This is a genomic window from Tenacibaculum lutimaris (assembly GCF_003610735.1).
Classification (GTDB): domain Bacteria; phylum Bacteroidota; class Bacteroidia; order Flavobacteriales; family Flavobacteriaceae; genus Polaribacter; species Polaribacter lutimaris.
Genome location: NZ_RAQM01000006.1, coordinates 628,105 through 648,459 on the forward strand (window position 1 = coordinate 628,105; position 20,355 = coordinate 648,459).

The 20,355-nt window shown below is 32.4% G+C and carries 23 protein-coding genes; 14 read left to right on the top strand and 9 right to left on the bottom strand.

Annotated features, from left to right (window positions below; translation table 11 throughout):
- Positions 1 to 49 precede the first annotated feature (49 nt).
- Genes C8N26_RS03025 through trhO form a run of 3 tightly spaced genes read right to left on the bottom strand, consistent with a single transcriptional unit; the run spans position 50 to position 2,558 of the window.
- The gene (locus C8N26_RS03025; protein WP_047787972.1) at positions 50 to 280 is read right to left on the bottom strand and encodes a ferredoxin; all 231 of its coding nucleotides are present in this window, start codon (positions 278 to 280) and stop codon (positions 50 to 52) included.
- Positions 280 to 1,527, bottom strand: a complete 1,248-nt coding sequence (locus tag C8N26_RS03030) for a peptidase U32 family protein (RefSeq protein ID WP_120185952.1) — start codon at positions 1,525 to 1,527, stop codon at positions 280 to 282. Before C8N26_RS03030 ends, C8N26_RS03025 begins: the two co-directional genes overlap by 1 nt.
- Positions 1,527 to 2,558 (bottom strand): oxygen-dependent tRNA uridine(34) hydroxylase TrhO, encoded by a 1,032-nt coding sequence (trhO, locus tag C8N26_RS03035; RefSeq protein WP_028891695.1) that lies wholly within the window; start codon positions 2,556 to 2,558, stop codon positions 1,527 to 1,529. The genes C8N26_RS03030 and trhO overlap by 1 nt, the downstream gene beginning before the upstream one ends.
- A 225-nt stretch (positions 2,559 to 2,783) precedes the next feature.
- Between trhO and C8N26_RS03040 the strand changes: the two genes are divergently transcribed.
- Both C8N26_RS03040 and C8N26_RS03045 read left to right on the top strand, forming a co-directional pair.
- Complete coding sequence (locus C8N26_RS03040) at positions 2,784 to 3,791, top strand: aspartate-semialdehyde dehydrogenase (protein WP_120185953.1); 1,008 nt, start codon at positions 2,784 to 2,786, stop codon at positions 3,789 to 3,791.
- Positions 3,792 to 3,855: 64 nt separating this feature from the next.
- Positions 3,856 to 4,509, top strand: coding sequence for an HD domain-containing protein (locus tag C8N26_RS03045; protein WP_120185954.1), 654 nt, complete (start codon positions 3,856 to 3,858; stop codon positions 4,507 to 4,509).
- A gap of 192 nt (positions 4,510 to 4,701) precedes the next feature.
- Here the strand turns inward: C8N26_RS03045 and C8N26_RS03050 are convergent, their stop codons facing one another.
- The 4 genes from C8N26_RS03050 to C8N26_RS03065 are packed head-to-tail and all read right to left on the bottom strand — an operon-like array spanning position 4,702 to position 8,619.
- Positions 4,702 to 5,484, bottom strand: a complete 783-nt coding sequence (locus C8N26_RS03050; protein WP_120185955.1) for an enoyl-CoA hydratase/isomerase family protein — start codon at positions 5,482 to 5,484, stop codon at positions 4,702 to 4,704.
- A gap of 8 nt (positions 5,485 to 5,492) precedes the next feature.
- Positions 5,493 to 6,905, bottom strand: coding sequence for an ATP-binding protein (locus C8N26_RS03055; RefSeq protein ID WP_120185956.1), 1,413 nt, complete (start codon positions 6,903 to 6,905; stop codon positions 5,493 to 5,495).
- Between the two features lie 50 nt (positions 6,906 to 6,955).
- On the bottom strand, positions 6,956 to 7,462 hold the full coding sequence (locus C8N26_RS03060) for a hypothetical protein (protein ID WP_120185957.1): 507 nt from the start codon (positions 7,460 to 7,462) through the stop codon (positions 6,956 to 6,958).
- Positions 7,463 to 7,467: 5 nt separating this feature from the next.
- Positions 7,468 to 8,619 (bottom strand): DNA polymerase III subunit, encoded by a 1,152-nt coding sequence (locus tag C8N26_RS03065; protein WP_028891701.1) that lies wholly within the window; start codon positions 8,617 to 8,619, stop codon positions 7,468 to 7,470.
- Positions 8,620 to 8,732: 113 nt separating this feature from the next.
- Here C8N26_RS03065 and C8N26_RS03070 point away from each other — a divergent pair, with 113 nt between their 5' ends.
- The 3 genes from C8N26_RS03070 to C8N26_RS03085 all read left to right on the top strand — a co-directional run bounded on the left by C8N26_RS03070 (position 8,733) and on the right by C8N26_RS03085 (position 11,794).
- Positions 8,733 to 8,966 carry a FeoA family protein gene (locus C8N26_RS03070; RefSeq protein WP_038005584.1) on the top strand — a complete coding sequence of 78 codons (234 nt, stop codon included), beginning with the start codon at positions 8,733 to 8,735 and terminating at the stop codon, positions 8,964 to 8,966.
- A 3-nt stretch (positions 8,967 to 8,969) separates the two neighbouring features.
- Complete coding sequence (feoB, locus tag C8N26_RS03075) at positions 8,970 to 11,075, top strand: ferrous iron transport protein B (RefSeq protein WP_120185958.1); 2,106 nt, start codon at positions 8,970 to 8,972, stop codon at positions 11,073 to 11,075.
- 215 nt (positions 11,076 to 11,290) lie between these two features.
- A complete protein-coding gene (locus tag C8N26_RS03085) occupies positions 11,291 to 11,794 on the top strand; it encodes a DUF3575 domain-containing protein (protein WP_028891704.1) in 504 nt (167 codons plus the stop codon).
- Positions 11,795 to 11,882: 88 nt separating this feature from the next.
- Here the strand turns inward: C8N26_RS03085 and brnQ are convergent, their stop codons facing one another.
- Positions 11,883 to 13,157, bottom strand: coding sequence for a branched-chain amino acid transport system II carrier protein (gene brnQ / locus C8N26_RS03090; RefSeq protein WP_120185960.1), 1,275 nt, complete (start codon positions 13,155 to 13,157; stop codon positions 11,883 to 11,885).
- A 39-nt stretch (positions 13,158 to 13,196) separates the two neighbouring features.
- Here brnQ and C8N26_RS03095 point away from each other — a divergent pair, with 39 nt between their 5' ends.
- Both C8N26_RS03095 and upp read left to right on the top strand, forming a co-directional pair.
- Positions 13,197 to 13,970, top strand: a complete 774-nt coding sequence (locus C8N26_RS03095) for an alpha/beta fold hydrolase (RefSeq protein WP_120185961.1) — start codon at positions 13,197 to 13,199, stop codon at positions 13,968 to 13,970.
- A gap of 42 nt (positions 13,971 to 14,012) precedes the next feature.
- The gene (upp, locus tag C8N26_RS03100; protein ID WP_120185962.1) at positions 14,013 to 14,666 is read left to right on the top strand and encodes a uracil phosphoribosyltransferase; all 654 of its coding nucleotides are present in this window, start codon (positions 14,013 to 14,015) and stop codon (positions 14,664 to 14,666) included.
- 1 nt (position 14,667) lies between these two features.
- Here the strand turns inward: upp and C8N26_RS03105 are convergent, their stop codons facing one another.
- The gene (locus C8N26_RS03105; RefSeq protein WP_028891708.1) at positions 14,668 to 15,573 is read right to left on the bottom strand and encodes a DUF6427 family protein; all 906 of its coding nucleotides are present in this window, start codon (positions 15,571 to 15,573) and stop codon (positions 14,668 to 14,670) included.
- A 42-nt stretch (positions 15,574 to 15,615) separates the two neighbouring features.
- Between C8N26_RS03105 and C8N26_RS03110 the strand changes: the two genes are divergently transcribed.
- The 7 genes from C8N26_RS03110 to C8N26_RS03140 all read left to right on the top strand — a co-directional run bounded on the left by C8N26_RS03110 (position 15,616) and on the right by C8N26_RS03140 (position 20,353).
- Positions 15,616 to 15,837, top strand: a complete 222-nt coding sequence (locus tag C8N26_RS03110; protein ID WP_028891709.1) for a DUF6341 family protein — start codon at positions 15,616 to 15,618, stop codon at positions 15,835 to 15,837.
- 12 nt (positions 15,838 to 15,849) lie between these two features.
- Positions 15,850 to 16,521: a tRNA (guanosine(46)-N7)-methyltransferase TrmB gene (trmB, locus tag C8N26_RS03115; protein WP_028891710.1), complete on the top strand. Its 672-nt coding sequence runs from the start codon at positions 15,850 to 15,852 to the stop codon at positions 16,519 to 16,521.
- A 184-nt stretch (positions 16,522 to 16,705) separates the two neighbouring features.
- The gene (locus C8N26_RS03120) at positions 16,706 to 17,029 is read left to right on the top strand and encodes an MGMT family protein (protein ID WP_120185963.1); all 324 of its coding nucleotides are present in this window, start codon (positions 16,706 to 16,708) and stop codon (positions 17,027 to 17,029) included.
- The gene (locus C8N26_RS03125; RefSeq protein ID WP_120185964.1) at positions 17,026 to 17,571 is read left to right on the top strand and encodes a DUF4269 domain-containing protein; all 546 of its coding nucleotides are present in this window, start codon (positions 17,026 to 17,028) and stop codon (positions 17,569 to 17,571) included. Before C8N26_RS03120 ends, C8N26_RS03125 begins: the two co-directional genes overlap by 4 nt.
- A 160-nt stretch (positions 17,572 to 17,731) precedes the next feature.
- A complete protein-coding gene (locus tag C8N26_RS03130; protein WP_120185965.1) occupies positions 17,732 to 18,862 on the top strand; it encodes an Mrp/NBP35 family ATP-binding protein in 1,131 nt (376 codons plus the stop codon).
- A 5-nt stretch (positions 18,863 to 18,867) separates the two neighbouring features.
- A complete protein-coding gene (locus tag C8N26_RS03135; protein WP_028891714.1) occupies positions 18,868 to 19,104 on the top strand; it encodes a NifU family protein in 237 nt (78 codons plus the stop codon).
- 193 nt (positions 19,105 to 19,297) lie between these two features.
- Positions 19,298 to 20,353: an NAD(P)/FAD-dependent oxidoreductase gene (locus C8N26_RS03140; RefSeq protein WP_120185966.1), complete on the top strand. Its 1,056-nt coding sequence runs from the start codon at positions 19,298 to 19,300 to the stop codon at positions 20,351 to 20,353.
- Positions 20,354 to 20,355 lie beyond the last annotated feature (2 nt).

Genomic DNA, 20,355 nt, shown 5'->3' on the forward strand with positions numbered 1-20,355 from the left:
GTTAGTCTTGATTCTTTTTTCTAACAGCGAAGCGGTCTTTTCTCTAAAACTATACTTGTTTTACTTCAATTATTTTAACAGGGCATGCCTTTTTAGCTTCATGAGAGGCTTCAAAAATACTGTCGTCGTGAGATTTTATGGTAAAGAAACCCTTTTTCTCAGTTGAATGCAGTAAAACTGATTTTCCGTCTTTTTTCGACATTTGAAATTGTGCCGGAGCTAACTCAACACAATAATTACAACCAATACATTTGTTTCTTTGTAAGGTAATTACAACCATTAGTTTTTAGCAAATTCAGTTTTTACAATTTTGTATAATTTGTCTGAAGGACGAATTCTGAAATCTAATTTCATCGTAACTTCATCACCTTTGGTAGCGGTTTGTGCTTCTTTGTCGTTCACAAACATACTTTTTAATTCCATTTCTTGAGCGCCCGTTGTTGGTCCTGTAATTAAAAGGGTATCGCCTACAGCTAAATCGTACGCTTCAATTTTAAATTCACCAATTTCAGCTTTAGGAAAATAATGCATTCCTTTTCCTAAATATACTTTCTTTTGAGTAGCATGTGAACCAGGTTCTTTACTCCACTCACCTAACTTTTGTCCTAAATAATATCCATTCCAAAAACCACGATTGTATACTTTTTCTAGTTCTTGCATCCAACTAATCACCTTCTCTTTATCGTAGGTCCCTTCATATAAACTATCAATAGCATCACGGTAACATTTAATTACTTTAGCTACATATTCAGGTGCACGACCACGACCTTCAATCTTCAATACTTTAATACCAGCATCAGCCACTTGGTCTAAGAAATCAATAGTACATAAATCTTTTGGAGACATGATATACTCATTGTCTAATTCCATTTCAAAACCAGATTCTTGATCAATTACCGTATATTTTTTACGACAATTTTGTTTGCAAGCTCCTCTGTTTGCTGATGAGTTGTGTGAATGTAAACTCATATAACATTTACCAGAAACTGCCATACATAGTGCTCCGTGACCAAAAATTTCAATTTCTAACAAACGACCAGAAGGACCTTTAATTTCTTCTTTTTCAATTTGTTCAGTAATCTTTTTTACCTGACGTAAACTCAATTCTCTACTCAACACCACAGTATCAGCAAACATTGCATAAAACTTAACTGTTTCGATGTTGGTAATATTAATTTGAGTAGAAATGTGAACTTCCATACCTTCTGCTCTAGCCATTGCAATTACAGCTTGATCCATTGCAATTACTGCGGTAATATTAGCTTCTTTAGCTCTTTTGATTAAGGTTTTTACGATAGATAAATCATGGTCGTATACAATAGTATTCAATGTTAAATATGTACGAACATTTTTTTCAGAACATCTGCGTGAGATTTCTTCTAAATCATCTAAGGTAAAATTGATAGATGCTCGAGCACGCATATTTAATTGCTCAACACCAAAGTATATAGAATCACATCCATTATCTAAAGCTGCTTGTAACGATTCAAAATTACCAGCAGGAGCCATTAACTCAATCTTTTGCATTACTTTTTAAATTTTAAAGCTTCTGAACGTCCTTTTTTAAATATTTTATTACTTGCGTGTTTTCCTTTACGCAATTCTTTTTGTTCTTCGTAAGGTAAATGAATGATTTCTTGACATTCAGGAGAACATGTGTTTTCCATTTTTTCAGCACATTCATCACACTGAATAAATAGTAAGTGACAACCTTCGTTAGCACAGTTAGTATGTGTATCGCAAGGTTTTCCGCATTGGTGGCAATTAGCAATTACATCATCAGAAATCTTTTCAGCTCTTCTATGGTCAAAAACAAAATTCTTTCCTAAAAATTTGTTTTCTAAGCCTTCTGATTTTACTTGACGTGTATATTCAATAATTCCTCCTTCAAGCTGAAAAACATTTTTAAAACCTTTATGTTTATAGTAAGCAGATGCTTTTTCACATCGAATACCACCTGTACAATACATTAATAAGTTTTTGTCTTCTTTATGGTCTTTTAAATCTTCTTCAATAAGATCTAAAGAATCTCTAAACGTATCAACATCTGGAGTTATAGCCCCATCGAAATGCCCAATTTCACTTTCGTAATGGTTACGCATATCTACACAAACAGTATTAGGGTTTGCTAGCATTTCATTAAACTCTTTTGCATTTAGGTGCACTCCTTTATCAGTAACATCAAAAGTATCGTCATTCAATCCGTCAGCAACAATCTTGTTACGAACTTTTACTTTTAGTTTTAAAAAGGATTTGTTGTCGTGTTCAATGGCCACATTTAAACGAATTCCTTTTAAAAAAGAAATACTGTCTAATTGATCTTTTAAAGCTAAAAAGTTTTCAGATGGTACAGATATTTGAGCATTGATTCCTTCGTAAGAAACATACGTTCTTCCTAAAACATCTAGCTCATTCCACTCAAGGAATAATTTATTTCTAAATAAAGTTGGATTTTCTATCTTGTGGTATTGATAGAATGAAATGGTAATACGGTCTTTACCCGCATCGTCTATTAATTTAGCGCGTTCTTCGGCGCTTAACTTGTTGTACAGTTGCATGCTATACTTTTTTAAGTTAAACAAATATGTTGTGATTTTAATAAAAAACCGGTGCAAATGTACTGATTTTTTGAGTTTTACTGTTTAAAACAACACTTTTTAATCAAAAGTGATATAATTTTAAACTTTAACGTATTTTTTTACATAAACGAGATACAACCAATTTAATTTTTTTAAACCTTTGTGGCATACAAACAATTAATTTTATACTCAAATAGTAAAAAGATGAGAGTAGCAGTAGTAGGCGCTACCGGTATGGTAGGTAATGTAATGTTACAAGTTTTAGCAGAACGTAATTTTCCGGTAACAGAGTTAATTCCTGTTGCTTCGGAGCGTTCGGTAGGAAATAAAATAGAATTTCAAGGAAAGAATTACTCAGTGGTTGGTTTAGAAACTGCTGTAGCAATGCAGCCAGATATTGCATTGTTTTCTGCGGGAGGAGATACTTCTTTAGAATGGGCTCCTAAGTTTGCTGAAGCAGGTACGACGGTAATAGATAATTCTTCAGCGTGGAGAATGGATCCAACAAAAAAACTAGTAGTTCCAGAAATTAATGGAGATGTATTAACAAGCGAAGATAAAATTATTGCAAATCCTAACTGTTCAACTATTCAGTTAGTAATGGCTTTGGCACCATTACATAAAGAATATCAAATGAAACGTGTAGTAATTTCAACTTATCAATCTGTTTCAGGAACTGGTGTAAAAGCTGTTCAACAATTAGATAATGAAGAAGCAGGAGTTGAAGGAGAAATGGCGTACCCACATCCAATTGGAAGAAATGCATTACCACATTGTGATGTGTTTTTAGAAAACGGATACACTAAGGAAGAAATGAAGTTAGTAAAAGAGCCTAAAAAGATTTTACGTGACGATTCCTTTGCTGTTACAGCAACAGCTGTAAGAATTCCAACAGCTGGTGGACATTCTGAGTCGGTTAATATTCAGTTTGAAAACGATTTTGAATTGGAAAAAGTACGAGAGTTACTTGATAAAACTGATGGTGTGGTTGTACAAGATGATGTACAAAATAATGTATACCCTATGCCTATTTTAGCAAATAACAAAGATGAGGTTTTTGTGGGTAGAATTAGAAGAGATGAATCTCAACCAAATACTTTAAATATGTGGATTGTTGCAGATAACCTTCGTAAAGGAGCTGCAACGAATACAGTTCAAATAGCAGAATATTTAGTAGCTAACAATTTGGTTAAACCATCGGTTACTGCATAAAATAATTTATAATAATACTTTTAAAATCCTGTGCTTATAAGTGCAGGATTTTTATTTTTGGATAATGAACAAAGAACAAATAATACAAAACACCATTGAGTTTGTAAAAGAAACTTTACAAGGAGCAGAAGGGGGACATGATTTTTTTCATATTGAACGAGTATATAAGAATGCATTGTTGATAGCAAAAGATGAAAATGTTGATGAGTTTGTGGTTTCTTTAGGAGCATTGTTACATGATATAGCTGATAGTAAATTTCATAATGGAGATGAAACAGTTGGCCCGAAAAAAGCTAGAGCGTTCCTTCTTAATCAACAGGTACCCGAAGAAGTAATTATTCACATAGAAAAGATAATAACGAATATTTCTTTTAAAGGAGGGAATTTCGAACAAAGGTTTTCTTCCCCTGAACTAGATGTTGTTCAAGATGCTGACCGTTTAGATGCTATTGGAGCTATTGGTATTGCTCGTTGTTTTAATTATGGTGGATTCAAAAATAGAGAACTCTATAATCCGGAGATTGCTCCAAATTTAAACATGACTAAAGAAGAATATAAAAAGTCTACTGCACCTACGATTAACCATTTTTATGAAAAATTATTGTTGTTAAAAGATAAGATGAATACTGATACAGGAAAAGTTATTGCAGAGCAAAGACATACTTATATGGAGGAGTTTTTAAAGCAGTTTTATAATGAATGGAATGGAAATATTTAGTTTGTATAAAACATTAATGTTAAAATATTGTTATTTTAATTAGAATCTTACGTTAAAACTTGGCTATTATTTAATTTGATATATATTTGCTTAATAGTTAATAATCCCCCTATTTATTAATGTAATCCCCTTATTGTAAAAAAAAAGCATCTAACCTAGGTTAGATGCTTTTTTTGTTTGTATGATTGGTTGTTATTTCCCAGGGAAACTTGGCTTGCGTTTTTCTAAAAATGCGGTGGTTCCTTCTTTGAAATCTTCGGTTCCAAAACAGTTTCCAAATTCAGTAATTTCTGTATCAAAACCATTTATTCCATCTTTAAAATTATCGTTAACAGCCTTAATTGCTGCGCTGATTGCAACAGAAGAGTTGCGCATAATTTTAGAGGCAATTTTTTCAGCTAAAGGAAGTAATTCTTCTTGTGATGTTACATGGTTAACCAAACCAGCGTCTTTTGCTTCATCAGCAGTAATCATACCTGCTGTCATGATTAACTCCATGGCTTTTCCTTTACCTACTAGTTGAGGTAAGCGTTGCGTTCCACCATACCCAGGAATAACTCCTAAAGATACTTCTGGTAAGCCCATTTTAGCATTATCAGAAGCGATTCTAAAATGACAAGCCATAGCTAATTCTAATCCTCCTCCTAAAGCAAAACCATTTACAGCGGCAATAATAGGGGTAGATAGGTTTTCAACAAAATCAAATAAAATTTCTTGTCCTTTTTTTGCTAACATTCCTCCTTCTTCAACAGAAAAATGAGCAAATTCAGAAATATCTGCACCAGCAACAAAAGCTTTTTCACCACTTCCTGTAATGATAATTACTTTAATTGCTGAATCATTCTCCAAAGCTTTAAAAGCATTGTGTAAATCTTCAATTGTTGCTTTGTTTAAAGCGTTTAATTTTTTTGGTCTGTTAATGGTAACAGTTGCTAATCCGTTGTCTTGTTCAACTAAAATATTTTTAAAATTCATGATACTATTTATGTTTTTGGTAAAATTACGGTAAAAACGGTTCCTACTCCTTTGGTTGAAGTCAAAGAAATAGATCCGTCATACGCTTCAATAATATTTTTTATAATCGATAAACCTAGCCCCATACCACTTGTTTTTGTGGTGAATTTAGGTTCGAAAACAAGTTCTTTGTTTTTTTCGCTAATTCCCTTACCGTTATCAGAAACCGTAATTTTAACACTGTTACCTTCTGAAGCTACTTTTACTTCTATTTTAGGATTTTTATCAGTTTCTTTTATTGCTTGTATAGAGTTTTTAACCAAGTTGGTAACAATTCGTATTAATTGTGTTTTATCAAGACTGGCGTAAAGCTCTTCTTCTTGAGGAAGGTATTCTATATAATCTTCGGTGAAGATATCTAATGAATGTTTAACAACATCAACAACATTTATTTTTTCACGACGCTGTGTTGGCATTTTAGCAAAGTCAGAAAAGGCAGAGGCAATAGAGCTCATTACATCAATTTGTTGAATAAGAGTTTCGCTATATTCAGACATCTTTTCTTTTATATTTGGATCGTTTGGATCAAATTTTCTTTCAAAACTTTGAACTGATAAACGCATTGGAGTAAGCGGATTTTTAATCTCGTGAGCCACCTGTTTTGCCATTTCTCTCCAAGCTTGTTCACGTTCACTTTTAGCAAGTCTAGCAGCACTGTCTTCTAACTGGTCTATCATGTTATTGTAGGCAGCTACTAATGAATTAATCTCTGAACTGGCTGAGTTCAACGTAATTTTTTCGTTGCGTTTATTTAAGCGTGTTTCTTTAATTTTTTCTGAAATTGTTTGAATAGAACGCGTAATATATGTTGATAAGAAATAAGCTAAAACAATAGCAATGATGAGCATTAATAAATACACTAATGACAAACGCGAAATAAATTCGCGAAGTTCGTTCTGTTGCTCTTCGTTGTCTTGAGCAATTTGTAGTTCTAGTATTCCAATTCGTTTAAAACGAGGATCATTAATATATGAGTACGAAGATTGGTAAGTAATTCCTTTTTCGGTTCTACTTTTTAAAATTTTATGATTAGAGTTATTAGCAAGATCCTTTATGGTTTCTTTGGGTAGATTTGAACCCTCTTTTTTGTCGAAATTATAAGGAATGGAAGACTTTAATAAATTACCCTCCATATCATACATCGAAACCGTAAGCTTATGTACATAGGCAATGTCATAAATTCTGTCTTGAAATATTTTAGATAAATTTTGAGTTGTTACAGGGTAAGTTGTTCTGCGTTTTAACTCTATTTCTATGTCTTGTTTTGTTGAGAACTCTTTACGTTCAAACCTTGATATATTATAATCTTTAGTTTGTTCGTCGTATTGATAAATTGTAACCAATACAATTAAAATAGAAGCCAATAATACTAAAAGTATCATTGACAAGAATATTCTAATTCGTAGCGATATGTTGTTGAAAATGGGCAAGCTTATAATTTAATTTTTTTAGTTTTCATTAATAGAGTATCGTCCTTTTCACCATCGTTATCCCAATCGTAAGTAGAGGTAGCTTCAAAGCCGTTTTTAGCTATTTTTATTGTGTACCAAGCTTGTACCTGATTTCCTAAATACAAATAATCTACAAATAAACTATCTCCCTTAGTTTCCCACTTCCCAACGGTTTCACCTACTTTTTTTCCATCAGGTTGTACGAACCAAGCAGCAAAGGTTCCATCATTTTTATAAGAAGATTGCGCTTTTCCTGATTCTGGTTTGCTAAAATCGTCTTCAAAAACAGAAGAGCTATCAGTTTCGTTAGCTGTTAAATATTCTATTTTTAAATAGGTAGTTTCCCAATTGCCAACCAAATAATTTTTCAGCAAAGGTTTTGTTGAAGTTATTTCGTTCACTTTTTCGTTGCTTTCTTTTTTTTCTTGTTTACACGTGGCAAAAAACATTCCGAAAATTAATGTTGCAATAAAATAATGTGTTCTCATAACTATTATGATTGAAGTTTTTCTTCCTTAGTGTGTAACAAACGTGTTAGTTTGATTGATAAATCTAATAAAATAATTTTAGCATTTCCATTTCTTTCAATATGATATTGTGCGTCACTTACTTCTTTTTCAATAGTCATGATATTACCACTGTGAACGAAAGGAGCAAATTTTGATAACTCGAAATTTGCTGATTGTGTTTCTAAAAACACTAAATCAGGGGTTCCGTAATTAAGTAATAAAGCTTGTCTAAAAAATTGTAAACAATACTGTAAAAACTGTTTTTGTGTTTCACGTCCTGTTTTTGAAATTTCTTCTGACCAACCAATTAAATCTTGAATAACAGCAGCGTTTCCTTTGGCTCTAAAGGCAGCGCGAATCCATGTGATAAACCATTGTTCGAAAACTAAATCGTTAGAATTGTTGTTTAATATATGTAATGCTTTATTATAATTTCCTTCGGATTGATGCGCAATTTTAATTGCTTCATTTTCTGAAATTCCTTTTTGCTGAACTAAAGTAGTTGCAATATCACTTTCACTTAATGCAGGAAAATGTAGAGCTTGACATCTAGATTTTATAGTATTTATAATTTGCTCTTCATCTTCAGTCACTAAAATAAATACTGTTTTACTAGGTGGTTCTTCTATGAGTTTTAATAATTTATTTGAAGCGGCAACATTCATTTTTTCCGCCATCCAAATAACCATTACTTTAAAACCACCTTCGTACGATTTTAGCTGTAGTTTTTTTACGATATCTTCTGCTTCGTCTACCCCAATTTGTCCTTGTTTGTTTTCTACGCCTATGTGTTGTAACCAATTAAACAAACTTCCGTAAGGTTGTTTTTCAATAAAAGATCTCCAATCATCTAAGAATAAATTACTAACGGGATGTTTTTTTACCGAATCGTTTGTAGTAACTGGAAAAGCAAAATGCAAATCAGGATGCTGTAATTTATTACACTTAATATTGCAAGCTTCAGCGTTATCTGAAAAATTACACAATAAATATTGAGCATAGGCTATTGCCATAGGTAATGTTCCGCTACCTTCTTTACCAATAAAGAGTTGTGCGTGCGGAATTCTATTGTTTTCAGCAGATTGCTGTAGGTGTTTTTTTATATGTTCTTGCCCAATAATATCGTTAAAAATCATACCACAAATATAAGATATCAAACATAGAGAACAACCGATTGTGAGCAAACAATATATTGTTTCAATATATTGTTTAGAATGATTCTATTTTAGTATATTTGCTAGCTTAAAATATGTGTTTTTTGAGTACAATTGCATCATTACAAATCGGAGAAAAAGGAATTATATCTGAAGAGTGTTTAGATAAGATTCCGTTAAAGTTGTTAGAAATGGGGTGTTTGCCTGGAACAGAAGTTGAATTGCTTCAAATAGCTCCGTTAAAAGATCCTATGTACATTTGTGTAAATGGGAGTCATTTAGCAATTAGAAAAGAAACCGCTTGTCAAATATCAATACTTAAATTATAGCCGATGAGCGATCGTATTAAAGTAGCATTAATTGGAAATCCCAATACAGGAAAAACATCATTATTCAATCAGCTTACAGGTCTAAATCAAAAGGTAGGAAACTATCCAGGGGTTACTGTTGATAAAAAACAAGGAGTCTCTAAACTACCAAATGGTAAAAGTGCTACAATTACAGATTTACCTGGTACGTATAGTATCAATCCAACTTCTTTAGATGAAAGTATCGTTTTAAAAACTTTAATGACAGCGCATCGAGAAGATAAGCCAGATATGATTGTTGTGGTTGCAGATATTGAAAACTTAAAGCGAAACTTATTGTTGTTTTCTCAAATTCAAGATTTAGAAATCCCAACGGTTTTAGCTTTAAACATGGCAGATCAGCTACAGCGTAAAGGAATTTCGATAGATATACCTGCTTTAGAAAAAGAATTGAACACTAAAGTAGTGTTAATGTCGGCAAGAAATAATGAAGGGGTAGATGATTTGAAAAGTGTAATTGCCAATTATGAATCGTTACAAGTTTATTCAAACTTTAATGAGCTAGCAGATAAAATAGATACCAATTATTTTAATAAACTATCTTCAGTAAGTACTGAGTTTTCAGCCTATGAAATATGGATGTTGCTTACTAAAAAGCGTACATCATTACTTTCTAACGAAGAAAAGGAAAAAATAAAGGAGTTTGAAGAAGAGGAAGCTGTACAGAAAAAACACCAGCATAAAGAAACAATCTACAGGTATCAAAAAATAAATAATATCTTAAAGAAAACCTATCAGGTAGATGTTTCAAAAGCTACAGATATGCGTAGTAAGCTTGATAGAGTTTTTACACATAAAATATTTGGGTATGTAATTTTCTTTGGGTTACTATTGCTGATCTTTCAATCAATTTTTGATTGGGCGTCTACCCCAATGGATTTTATAGATGGTTTATTTGCAGATATTGCAGAATTTACCAAAGCACAATTACCAGCAGGAATGTTTACCGACTTACTTACAGATGGTATTATTCCGGGTGTTGGTGGTGTAGTGATTTTTATTCCACAGATAGCCATTTTATTTCTGTTTATTTCTATTCTTGAAGAGACAGGTTATATGAGTAGAGTGGTGTTTTTAATGGATAAGATTATGCGTAAATTCGGAATGAGTGGTAAAAGTGTAATTCCTTTAATTTCAGGAACTGCATGTGCAATACCAGCAATAATGGCAACTCGTACTATTGGTAGTTGGAAAGAACGTTTAATTACCATTTTGGTAACGCCATTTACAACTTGTTCTGCACGATTACCAGTATATGCAATTCTAATCGCATTAATAATTCCTGATACTAAATTATTTGGTTTTTTAAGTTTACAAGGTTTTACTTTGTTAGCTCTGTATGTTTTAGGTTTTGCAGCGGCAATTATAGCGGCGTACGTATTGCATAAAACATTAAAAATTAAAAACAATTCGCTTTTTGTAGTTGAAATGCCTAATTACAAAGTACCATCAGTAAAAAATGTGTTTTTTGATGTGTTAGATAAAACCAAAGCATTTGTTTCTGGAGCAGGAAAAATCATTTTAGCAATCTCAATTGTATTATGGTTTTTAGCATCTCACGGACCGTCGGCTTTTGAAAATGCAGAAAAAAATGTAGTTGAAAATGTAGCAAATCAACAATTATTAGAAGAAGAATTGTCGAAGAAAATAGCTTCAGCTAAATTAGAAAATTCGTATATTGGAATAGCAGGAAAAACATTAGAGCCAGTGGTGAAACCATTAGGCTATGACTGGAAAATAGGAATCGGATTAATTAGTTCTTTTGCTGCTCGTGAAGTGTTTATTGGTACACTGGCTACTATTTATAGTGTTGAAGATGATGGTGAAGACTCAACTACGATTAAACAAAAAATGGAGTCAGAAATTAATCCAGATACTGGTGAAAAGCGATTCAATTTTGCTACAGGAATATCTTTATTGTTGTTTTACGCATTTGCAATGCAATGTATGGCAACCTTGGCAATCGTAAAACGTGAAACAAAAAGCTGGAAGTGGCCATTGGTTCAATTAGTAAGCATGGGTATTTTAGCTTACTTATCTGCTTTTGTAGCCTATCAAATCTTAAGCTAATGCAAGAAATTTTAACATATTTAGTTGTTTTAGGGGCAGTTGTTTTTTTAGTTAAAAAGTTTTTCTTCAAGACTAAAAAAGATAAATGTGATACCAATTGCGGTTGTTCTTAAAAACCTTTAACACTAACTTATTACTGCAGTTTTGGTAAAAGATGTAAGTTTGTGGTATTATACTTGATAAGTATTAAAAGGAAGTAATTAGTAAAATTTAATATGAAAAAAATACTTTTAGTAGCTGTAGTTTTTGTCAGCTCTTTTGCGCAAGCGCAACAAGAAATTAAAGCAGATTTATTTGATGCTTTAGCTTTTAAAACATTAGAATTATCGTATGAATATTATACAACAGAACGTTCGTCAATCGGTATTTCAGCATTGTTTAATTTTGAAAAAAGATCGGCTGACTTCAAATACAACGAAAAACAAATGTTTACTCCATTCTTCCGTCATTATTTTACCGATAGCAGTAATTGGAATTATTTTGGAGAAGTTTTTATGGGTATAAATACAGGTGAAAGAGAAGTTACGGTAGAAGGAACAACTCTTAAACAATATAAGGAATATACTGATGGAGCTTTGGGTATTGCATTCGGATCGAAATATGTGTCGTCAGGAGGTTTTGTACTTGATATCTATGGAGGTTTAGGTAGAAATTTATTTACTTCAGAATCTCGTGCAGTTGTACCTAGGGTAGGAATAAATTTAGGATATCGTTTTTAAAATATTCAACTTAAATAAAGAATAAAAAAAGCTCGCAATTGCGAGCTTTTTTTTAGTTTATGATTTATTCAGAAGTCTAATGAACTATTTAGTTAAGCTTTTTCTTTTGAATAAAATTAGCGATTACAAAACTTAAAATAGCTGGCAATACCCATCCTAAATTTTGGTTGGCAAACGGAATGGTGTTTTTAATTTCAGATAAATATTCAGTATCAATAATAAATCCTAAAAAGTCTGGAATGCTAAATAGAAAAGTAACAGCAACCACAATTTTAAATACAGTAGTAGAGGTGTATTTTTCAGGAAGTACATTTAATATAATTAAAATGATAGTTATCGGGTAAATAAACATCAATGCTGGTAATGCAATGTTTATAATATATTTTACATCGAACTGGCCTACAGCAATTCCTAATAAACAACCAATAATAGCAGTGATTATAAAAACTTTTTGAGAATTGTTGTTAATTCCCTTGAAATAATCAGCAGTACCTGTGATAATTCCAACAGCTGTTGTAAAACATGCTAAAGCAACTAAAACGCTTAAAAATACACTTCCAATATTTCCTAGTGTTTGGTAACTTAAAGAATTTAAAATTTCTGTTCTAGTAGCATCTTCTCCAAAAGTAGAACTAAACAGAACACCGTTGTAAATAAGACCCGCATAGATAATTAACAAACCGAAACCTGCAATTAATCCAGCTTTAGTAATTAATTCTTTTTTTTCTTCAAAGGAAGTATTGGTGTTAAAATTCATAGAAACGACTAAAACACCACCAACAACTATCGAAGCAATAGCATCAAAAGTTTGATATCCTTCTAACAAACCATCTACAAAAGGCATTTTAAAAGATGATGGATTTACAGCTTCAGGAGCGGTAAAAATTCCAACAAAAATAATAGCCAACAAAATAAAGATGATGAGCGGTGTTAAGAACTTTCCTAATAATTCTAATACTTTTGATCGGTTTATTGAAAATATAAAAACCAATCCGAAATAAATACTACTAGTAAGCAAAGAGCTACTGTCAAAATAAGGAGCAATAGCCATTTCATGCGTTACAGATGCAGTTCTAGGTGCAGGTAAGGCAAGACAAATAGCGTACATTATAAAGCAGTAAACAAGGCTAAATGAATGAGATACTTTTTTACCAAAATCATACATGGTGCCTTGTAATCGTGCATGTGCTAAAATTCCTAGCATAGGAATAAAGACTGCTGTAACAAAAAAACCAAGGGTAACCCAAATCCATAGGTTTCCTGCATTTTTTCCTAAAAGAGGGGGTAAAATTAAATTTCCAGCTCCAAAAAACATTGAAAATAAAGCAAACCCGTTTATAAATATCTCCTTAGTTTTGTGCATCGTTTAACAAATTAATAGACGAGCAATATACATTAAAAAATGATTGTAAAATTTAAGGAAACCACGGTTTTTTATACTGATACTGGTAAAGGAAATAGTGTTGTTTTATTACATGGATTTTTAGAAAATAATACCATGTGGAATACTGTTGTTGAGAAAATTTCTAAACGAAATCGTGTGATTTGTATTGATTTGTTAGGTCATGGAAAAACAGGGAGTATTGGATATATTCATTCGATGGAAGAAATGGCAGAAGCAGTAAAAACAGTGTTACAAGAATTAAAAATTCGTAGAGCTATTTTTATTGGGCATTCAATGGGAGGGTATGTTGCGCTTGCTTTTGCAGAAAAATATCTGAAGAATGTAAAAGGATTATGTTTGCTAAACTCTACTTCACAAGCAGACAGCGAAGAAAGAAAAAAGTTGCGCCTCAGAGCTAACGAGATGGCAAAAGAAAACTATGAAACCTTAGTGAAAATGTCGATAGGTAATTTATTTGCTGAACAAACCCGAGAACAATTTTCAGAAGTAATAGATAAAATAAGAATAGAAGCATTAAAAACTCCAGTAAGAGGATACATTGCAGCAAGTGAAGGAATGCGTTTACGTGAAAATAAAGAGGAAGTTTTGCAAACAATTGATAAACGATTAATGATTGCAGGAAAACAAGATTCGATATTAAGCTATGAATCTGTTGTAAAAGAATCGAATAGAACAAATACACCTTTAGTCGAATTACCTAACGGTCATATGAGTCATATTGAAGCAAAAGAAGAACTCTTAGAAGCGTTAACTAACTTTGTGAAATCCTAATAAATTTCTGTTACTTTTGTAAAGTTCTAAAAATATAAGTCAATGAAAGTTCATCATTTAGCAAAGCAAAACTCTATTCTTAATAAATTCTTAGCAGAACTTAGAGATGTTGTAGTTCAAAAAGATTCAATGCGTTTTCGTAGAAATATAGAACGAATAGGTGAAGTTTTAGGGTATGAACTAAGTAAAGATTTGAATTATAGTACTAAGGATATAACTACTCCTTTAGGTGTAAAACAAACAAACTTACCAACTGATAATATTGTGATTTGCTCAATTCTTAGAGCAGGATTACCGTTACATAACGGAATGTTGAATTATTTTGATGATGTTGAAAATGCCTTTATTTCAGCATATCGTCATCATCCAAATAACGATGAAGAGTTTGAAATAGTGGTAGAATACTTTGCAGCGCCTTCAATTGATGGAAAGACATTATTATTAGTAGATCCTATGTTGGCAACTGGGCGCTCAATGGTTGAGGTTTATGAAGGAATTAAAAAATATGGAACACCTAAAGAAATAATAATCGTATCAGTAATCGGTTCAGAAGAAGGGGTTGAATATGTGGGGAAACATTTTCCTAAAGGAACTACTTTATGGATTGGTGATATTGATGAAAAGTTAAATGATAAAGGATATATTGTTCCAGGTTTAGGCGACGCAGGAGATTTAGCTTACGGAGCAAAACTGTAGATTACATAATAGCACTTACAGCAAATGAAGCTATTAAGAATAAAATAATAATAGCATCAGCATACCATTTCTTCTGGAAAAACTCGATTCCGTTAGCTAAAATAACAGATACTGGGAAAAATACATATAAAAATTCAGTTCCAGAACCATCTTCTACTAAAAGGAAAATTATAGTTGAAATTACAAACTGTGTCAGAACTAAAATCCAATTTTTTCTAAATTTATTAGGGACAGAAAGAGCTCTAGGACTTTTTAAAAGTATAGAAGCAATTAAAAAGAAACTAATAAAAAGAATAGGGAACAATGACTTTTGATGTGAGTAAAAACTCAAATCAGGATACAAATTCCAGTTAAAAAGAGAGGTGAATTTTTCTACTTCATCATACCAAAAACAATAGGTAAAGTATAAAAAAACAGGCCCAAAAATTCCAATTATAGGAATCAACAAGGTTTGATATGTAAATCGTTGATGTAGAAAAATTGATAGATATAGTAGTATGATTAACAAAGCAGTGTAAGGTTCTATTAAAAATGAAATACCTAACCATAAACCACCATCAAACAATTTATGAAAAACATTTTTAGAAGACTGTAAGCTATATACTTTTCGCAAGAAGAGCAGTACAGTTAAATTCGCATAAAAAGTTTTGTTTATGTTAATAACATCAGGAAAAAAACCAATCAATATTACAAAAAACAGAAAGGCAAAAGAGTTATCGTAGGTTAGTAAGTTTTTGGCAATGATAAAATTATAAACAGAAAAAACGACTAAAAACCACCCTAATTCAGTAAGAAGGTTGAATGATAATTCTTTAGAAAAAATATTTAAAACAAAATACCCTAAAAAAAGTACAAACAGTACAATAAAATTTATAGGTTTAGATTTACCGAAAAAATTGGCTAACATTGTTTCTTTTTATATTTTTGCAGCTGTAAAGATACTTAAGATATGATAGCAGGCAATATTTTTGAATGGATTGGTAGTTTATTTACCGACTTTTTATTCGCTCCGTTTAATTGGTTACGTTTAACAATCGCTAAATCAGATGCAGGTTGGTGGACTTCTAACGCTGTAAACTGGTTCTTTTTATTAATCCTATTAGTGTTATTTGCTTACTGGATGAAAGAAGCAGCACGTTTCAAAAAAGAAGGAACTGAAGATAGAGCCTAATTTCTATACACTTTGGGAAGTAAAAACAAATTAAAACGTTTCAAAGAAAATGAAACGTTCGCTAATGTTATTCAGCCAACTCGTGAAGAAGTTGTAAACGACTTTCAACACAAAGGAAAGTGGAATGACTTCTTTAAAAACGACAATCCGATAGTTTTAGAATTGGGTTGTGGTAAGGGTGAATATACTATTGCGTTAGCAGAAAAAAATCCTGATAAAAACTTTATTGGTATTGATATTAAAGGAGCACGTTTTTGGCGAGGAGCTAAAACAGCCCTTGAAAACGACATGAACAATGTTGCATTTATCAGAACCCAAATAGAGTTGGTGGATTATATTTTTGCTGAAAACGAAGTTTCTGAAATTTGGATTACTTTTCCAGATCCACAAATTAAATATAAGCGTACAAAACACCGTATGACGAATTCTGAGTTTTTAAAGAAATACCATGGTATTTTAAATTCAGAAGGAACAGTCAACCTAAAAACCGATAGCGAATTTATGCACGGGTATACTTTAGGGTTGTTACATGGTGAAGGGCACGAAATTTTACACTCCAACCACGACGTGTATAAAAATGTGTATAGTCCTGAAGAAGTTACAGGTACGCAAACATTTTACGAAAAACAATATTTAGAAATCGGGAAGCCGATTACGTATATAAAATTCAAACTTAACTATTAATCCTGCTTTTTTGCAGGATTTTTTTGTTTTGGGCGTTTCCCTTTGGGTCGCGCTTTCCGCGTTACATGGTAACTTGCTGCAATCGCTAACGCGACTAGTATAGCAATTGTCATTTCGATTGCAACAAGAAGTATCATGTTCTTAAACCTCTTCTAGTATTGGTAAATTCTTATATTTACGTCATATGACAGATAAAAATTTCTTCGAAAAAGTATATGAAGTAGCTCGACTAATTCCTTATGGAAGAGTAACAAGTTACGGGGCTATCGCTACTTATTTAGGAGCAGCTCGTTCTGCACGAATGGTGGGGTGGGCAATGAATAACTCTTCAGAAAAAAAAGTACCAGCACATCGAGTAGTAAACAGAAAAGGACTGTTAACAGGAAAACACCATTTTGATGGGACAAACCTAATGCAACAATTGTTAGAAAGCGAAGGAATAGAAGTTATTGACAACCAAATTCAAGACTTTGAAAAGGTGTTTTGGAATCCGAGTGAAGAGTTGTGATAAACTTTAAAGATATAATATACTTAAAAGAAGGAACTGTCCGACAAAAAGAAGCTCATAAAGTATTATTAGAGTTAAATCTTTTTGAACTATTAAAAAACTTTAACCCTATTTTGGCAGGTACAATACCTATCAATATTGATGTAGAGTCAAGCGATTTAGACATTATTTGTCAAAGTGAAAATCATGAAGACATTGTAAAAGTTGTGCGTGAGAAACATGGAAAACTTCCTGGGTTTGAAGTAAAGACAATTCCATCATATAAAAACTTAAAAACAACAATTATTACACTTGAGTATAAAACCTTTCCAATAGAAATTTTTGTGCAAAATAAACCTTCAGAAGAGCAAGATTCGTATTTGCATATGCTCATCGAGTATCAAATCTTATTAAAAAACAACGAAGATTTTAAATCGGAAATTATTGCTTTAAAACAGCAAGGACTCAAAACTGAACCTGCTTTTGCAAAACTTTTAGGTTTAGAAGAAGACCCATATGAGGCGTTATTAAACTACGGGTATGAAAAAGGTTACATTTCTTAATCTTTAATAACATTATGTTCATAAAACAAGCTTATGAGGTCATAAATATTCACTATTTAAACACTTTATTTTCTGCGGTCTAAAATGTATCTTTGCAGTTAGGATTAAATATAAATAAGTAGAGGGTTTATTATTAGCTACTTAAAGCATATAGCATAACATGAGTTTTAAAAAACAAGATATATACAAAGCGTTAGAAACAATTACAGCACCTGGAGAAGGTAAAAGCTTAATTGAAAACGAGAATGTAACTAACGTTGTGAGTTTTGGTAATGAGGTAATTGTTGATGTAACAATTTCGAATCCATCATTACAAGCCAAAAAGAAAGTTGAAGTTGAGATCATGAAAGCGATTCATGAACACGTTGATCAGAAGATTGATGTAAAAGTGAATGTGAAGGTGGAAGTTCAACAAAAAGAAAACCCAAATCAAATTAGAGGAAAAGAAATTCCTAACATTCAAAACATTATTGCTATAGCTTCGGGAAAAGGTGGAGTAGGAAAATCTACCATTACCTCAAACATGGCTGTTTCATTAGCAAAAATGGGATTCAAAGTAGGAGTGTTAGATGCCGATGTTTATGGACCATCACAGCACTTAATGTTTGATGTAGAAAGAGAAAAGCCATTAGCGGTAAACGTAAATGGACGCTCAAAAATGAAGCCGATTGAAAGTTACGGAGTAAAATTATTATCACTAGGTTTCTTTACCGATCCAAGTCAGGCAGTAATTTGGCGTGGGCCAATGGCTTCAAAAGCATTAAATCAATTAATCTTTGATGCAGATTGGGGAGAGTTAGATTTTTTATTAATCGACTTACCTCCAGGAACAGGAGATGTACATTTATCAATAGTACAAGCAGTACCAATTAACGGGGCAGTTGTAGTAAGTACACCGCAAAACATTGCCTTAGCAGATGCTAAAAAAGGAGTAGCAATGTTTAAACAAGAAAGTATCAATGTACCTGTATTAGGTATCGTAGAAAATATGGCGTATTTTACACCAGCAGAACTTCCTAACAATAAATATTATATTTTTGGAGAAGGAGGTGCTAAAAATTTAGCCGAAGATATTGAAACAAGTTTCTTAGGAGAAATACCATTAGTACAAAGCATACGTGAAGCAGGAGATGTTGGACACCCAGTAGCTTTACAAGAAAATACACCACTAGCAGATGCTTTTACAGAAGTAACTAAAGAAATGGTTTCGCAACTATTAAAAAGAAATGCAAACTTACCACCAACAGAAGTAGTACGAATTACTACCATGAGTGGTTGTAGCACAAAATAAGTATTATGGCAACAGCAGACATAAGAAATAATGTAGAGAAAGCGTTGGAAGAAATTCGACCTTTTTTAGTAAGTGATGGAGGTAACATAAAGTTGTTATCAATTGAAGATGATACAGTAAAAGTACAGTTAGAAGGTGCTTGTAGTGGTTGTTCTGTTAACCAGATGACCTTAAAAAATGGAGTGGAAGCAACCATAAAAAAATACGCGCCAGAAATTAAAGAGGTAATAAACGTAGCTTAACTGATAAAAGTCAGGTTTTAAGCTGAATTTTTACTGTAATTTTGGGTGTTCGAATATACTTTCGTCATTAGCTTTTTGGTTTTAAAAAAGTGAGAGAGTTCAAACAAGTCACTCAATTACTAATACATAAAACATTCCTGTCTTAGATACCAAGGCAGGAATTGTCAATATAAAAAGACAATTTGTAACTAAAATGATACAAACAGACATATTAATTATTGGAGCAGGACCAACAGGATTATTCACGGTTTTTGAAGCAGGATTATTAAAATTACGTTGTCATTTAATTGATGCATTACCACAACCAGGTGGGCAGTGTTCAGAAATTTATCCAAAGAAACCTATTTACGATATCCCAGCATATCCAGAGATTTTAGCTGGTGACTTAACCGATAAATTGATGGAACAAATTAAACAATTTGAACCAGGATTTACTTTGGGTGAACGTGCAGATACTATTGAAAAGCAAGATGACGGAACGTTTATCGTAACCACCAATAAAGGAACAAAACACCAAGCACCAGTAGTAGCAATTGCGGGAGGCTTAGGAAGTTTTGAGCCTCGTAAACCACCGATTCCTAATATTGCTAATTATGAAGATAAGGGGGTAGAGTACATGATTAAAGAACCTGAGTTGTACCGTGATAAGGATGTGGTAATTGCTGGAGGTGGAGATTCTGCTTTAGATTGGTCTATCTTCTTAACCGATGTAGCAAAATCTGTAACTTTAATTCACAGAAGAAATGAGTTCCGTGGAGCTTTAGACTCTGTTGATAAAGTACAAGAATTAAAGAATGAAGGAAAACTAATGCTAATTACACCCGCAGAAGTAACAGGAATTGTTGGTGAAGGTAAGGTAGAAGGTGTTGTAGTGGAGCAAAAAGATAAAGAGCCATTTACTTTAGCATGTGATCATTTTATTCCATTGTTTGGATTATCTCCAAAATTAGGGCCAATAGCCAATTGGGGATTAGAAATAGAAAAAAATGCCATAAAAGTAAATAACGCTTTAGACTACCAAACAAATGTAGAAGGAATTTATGCAATAGGTGATGTGAATACATACCCTGGAAAATTAAAGTTAATTTTATGTGGATTTCATGAAGCAACCTTAATGTGTCAAAGTGCTTTTCAACGAATTCATCCAGACAAAAAATATGTAATGAAATATACTACAGTTGGTGGAGTTGATGGATTTGATGGTACTAGAAAAGAAGCGCCTAAAGCAGTGGTAAAAGCGATTAATTAAAA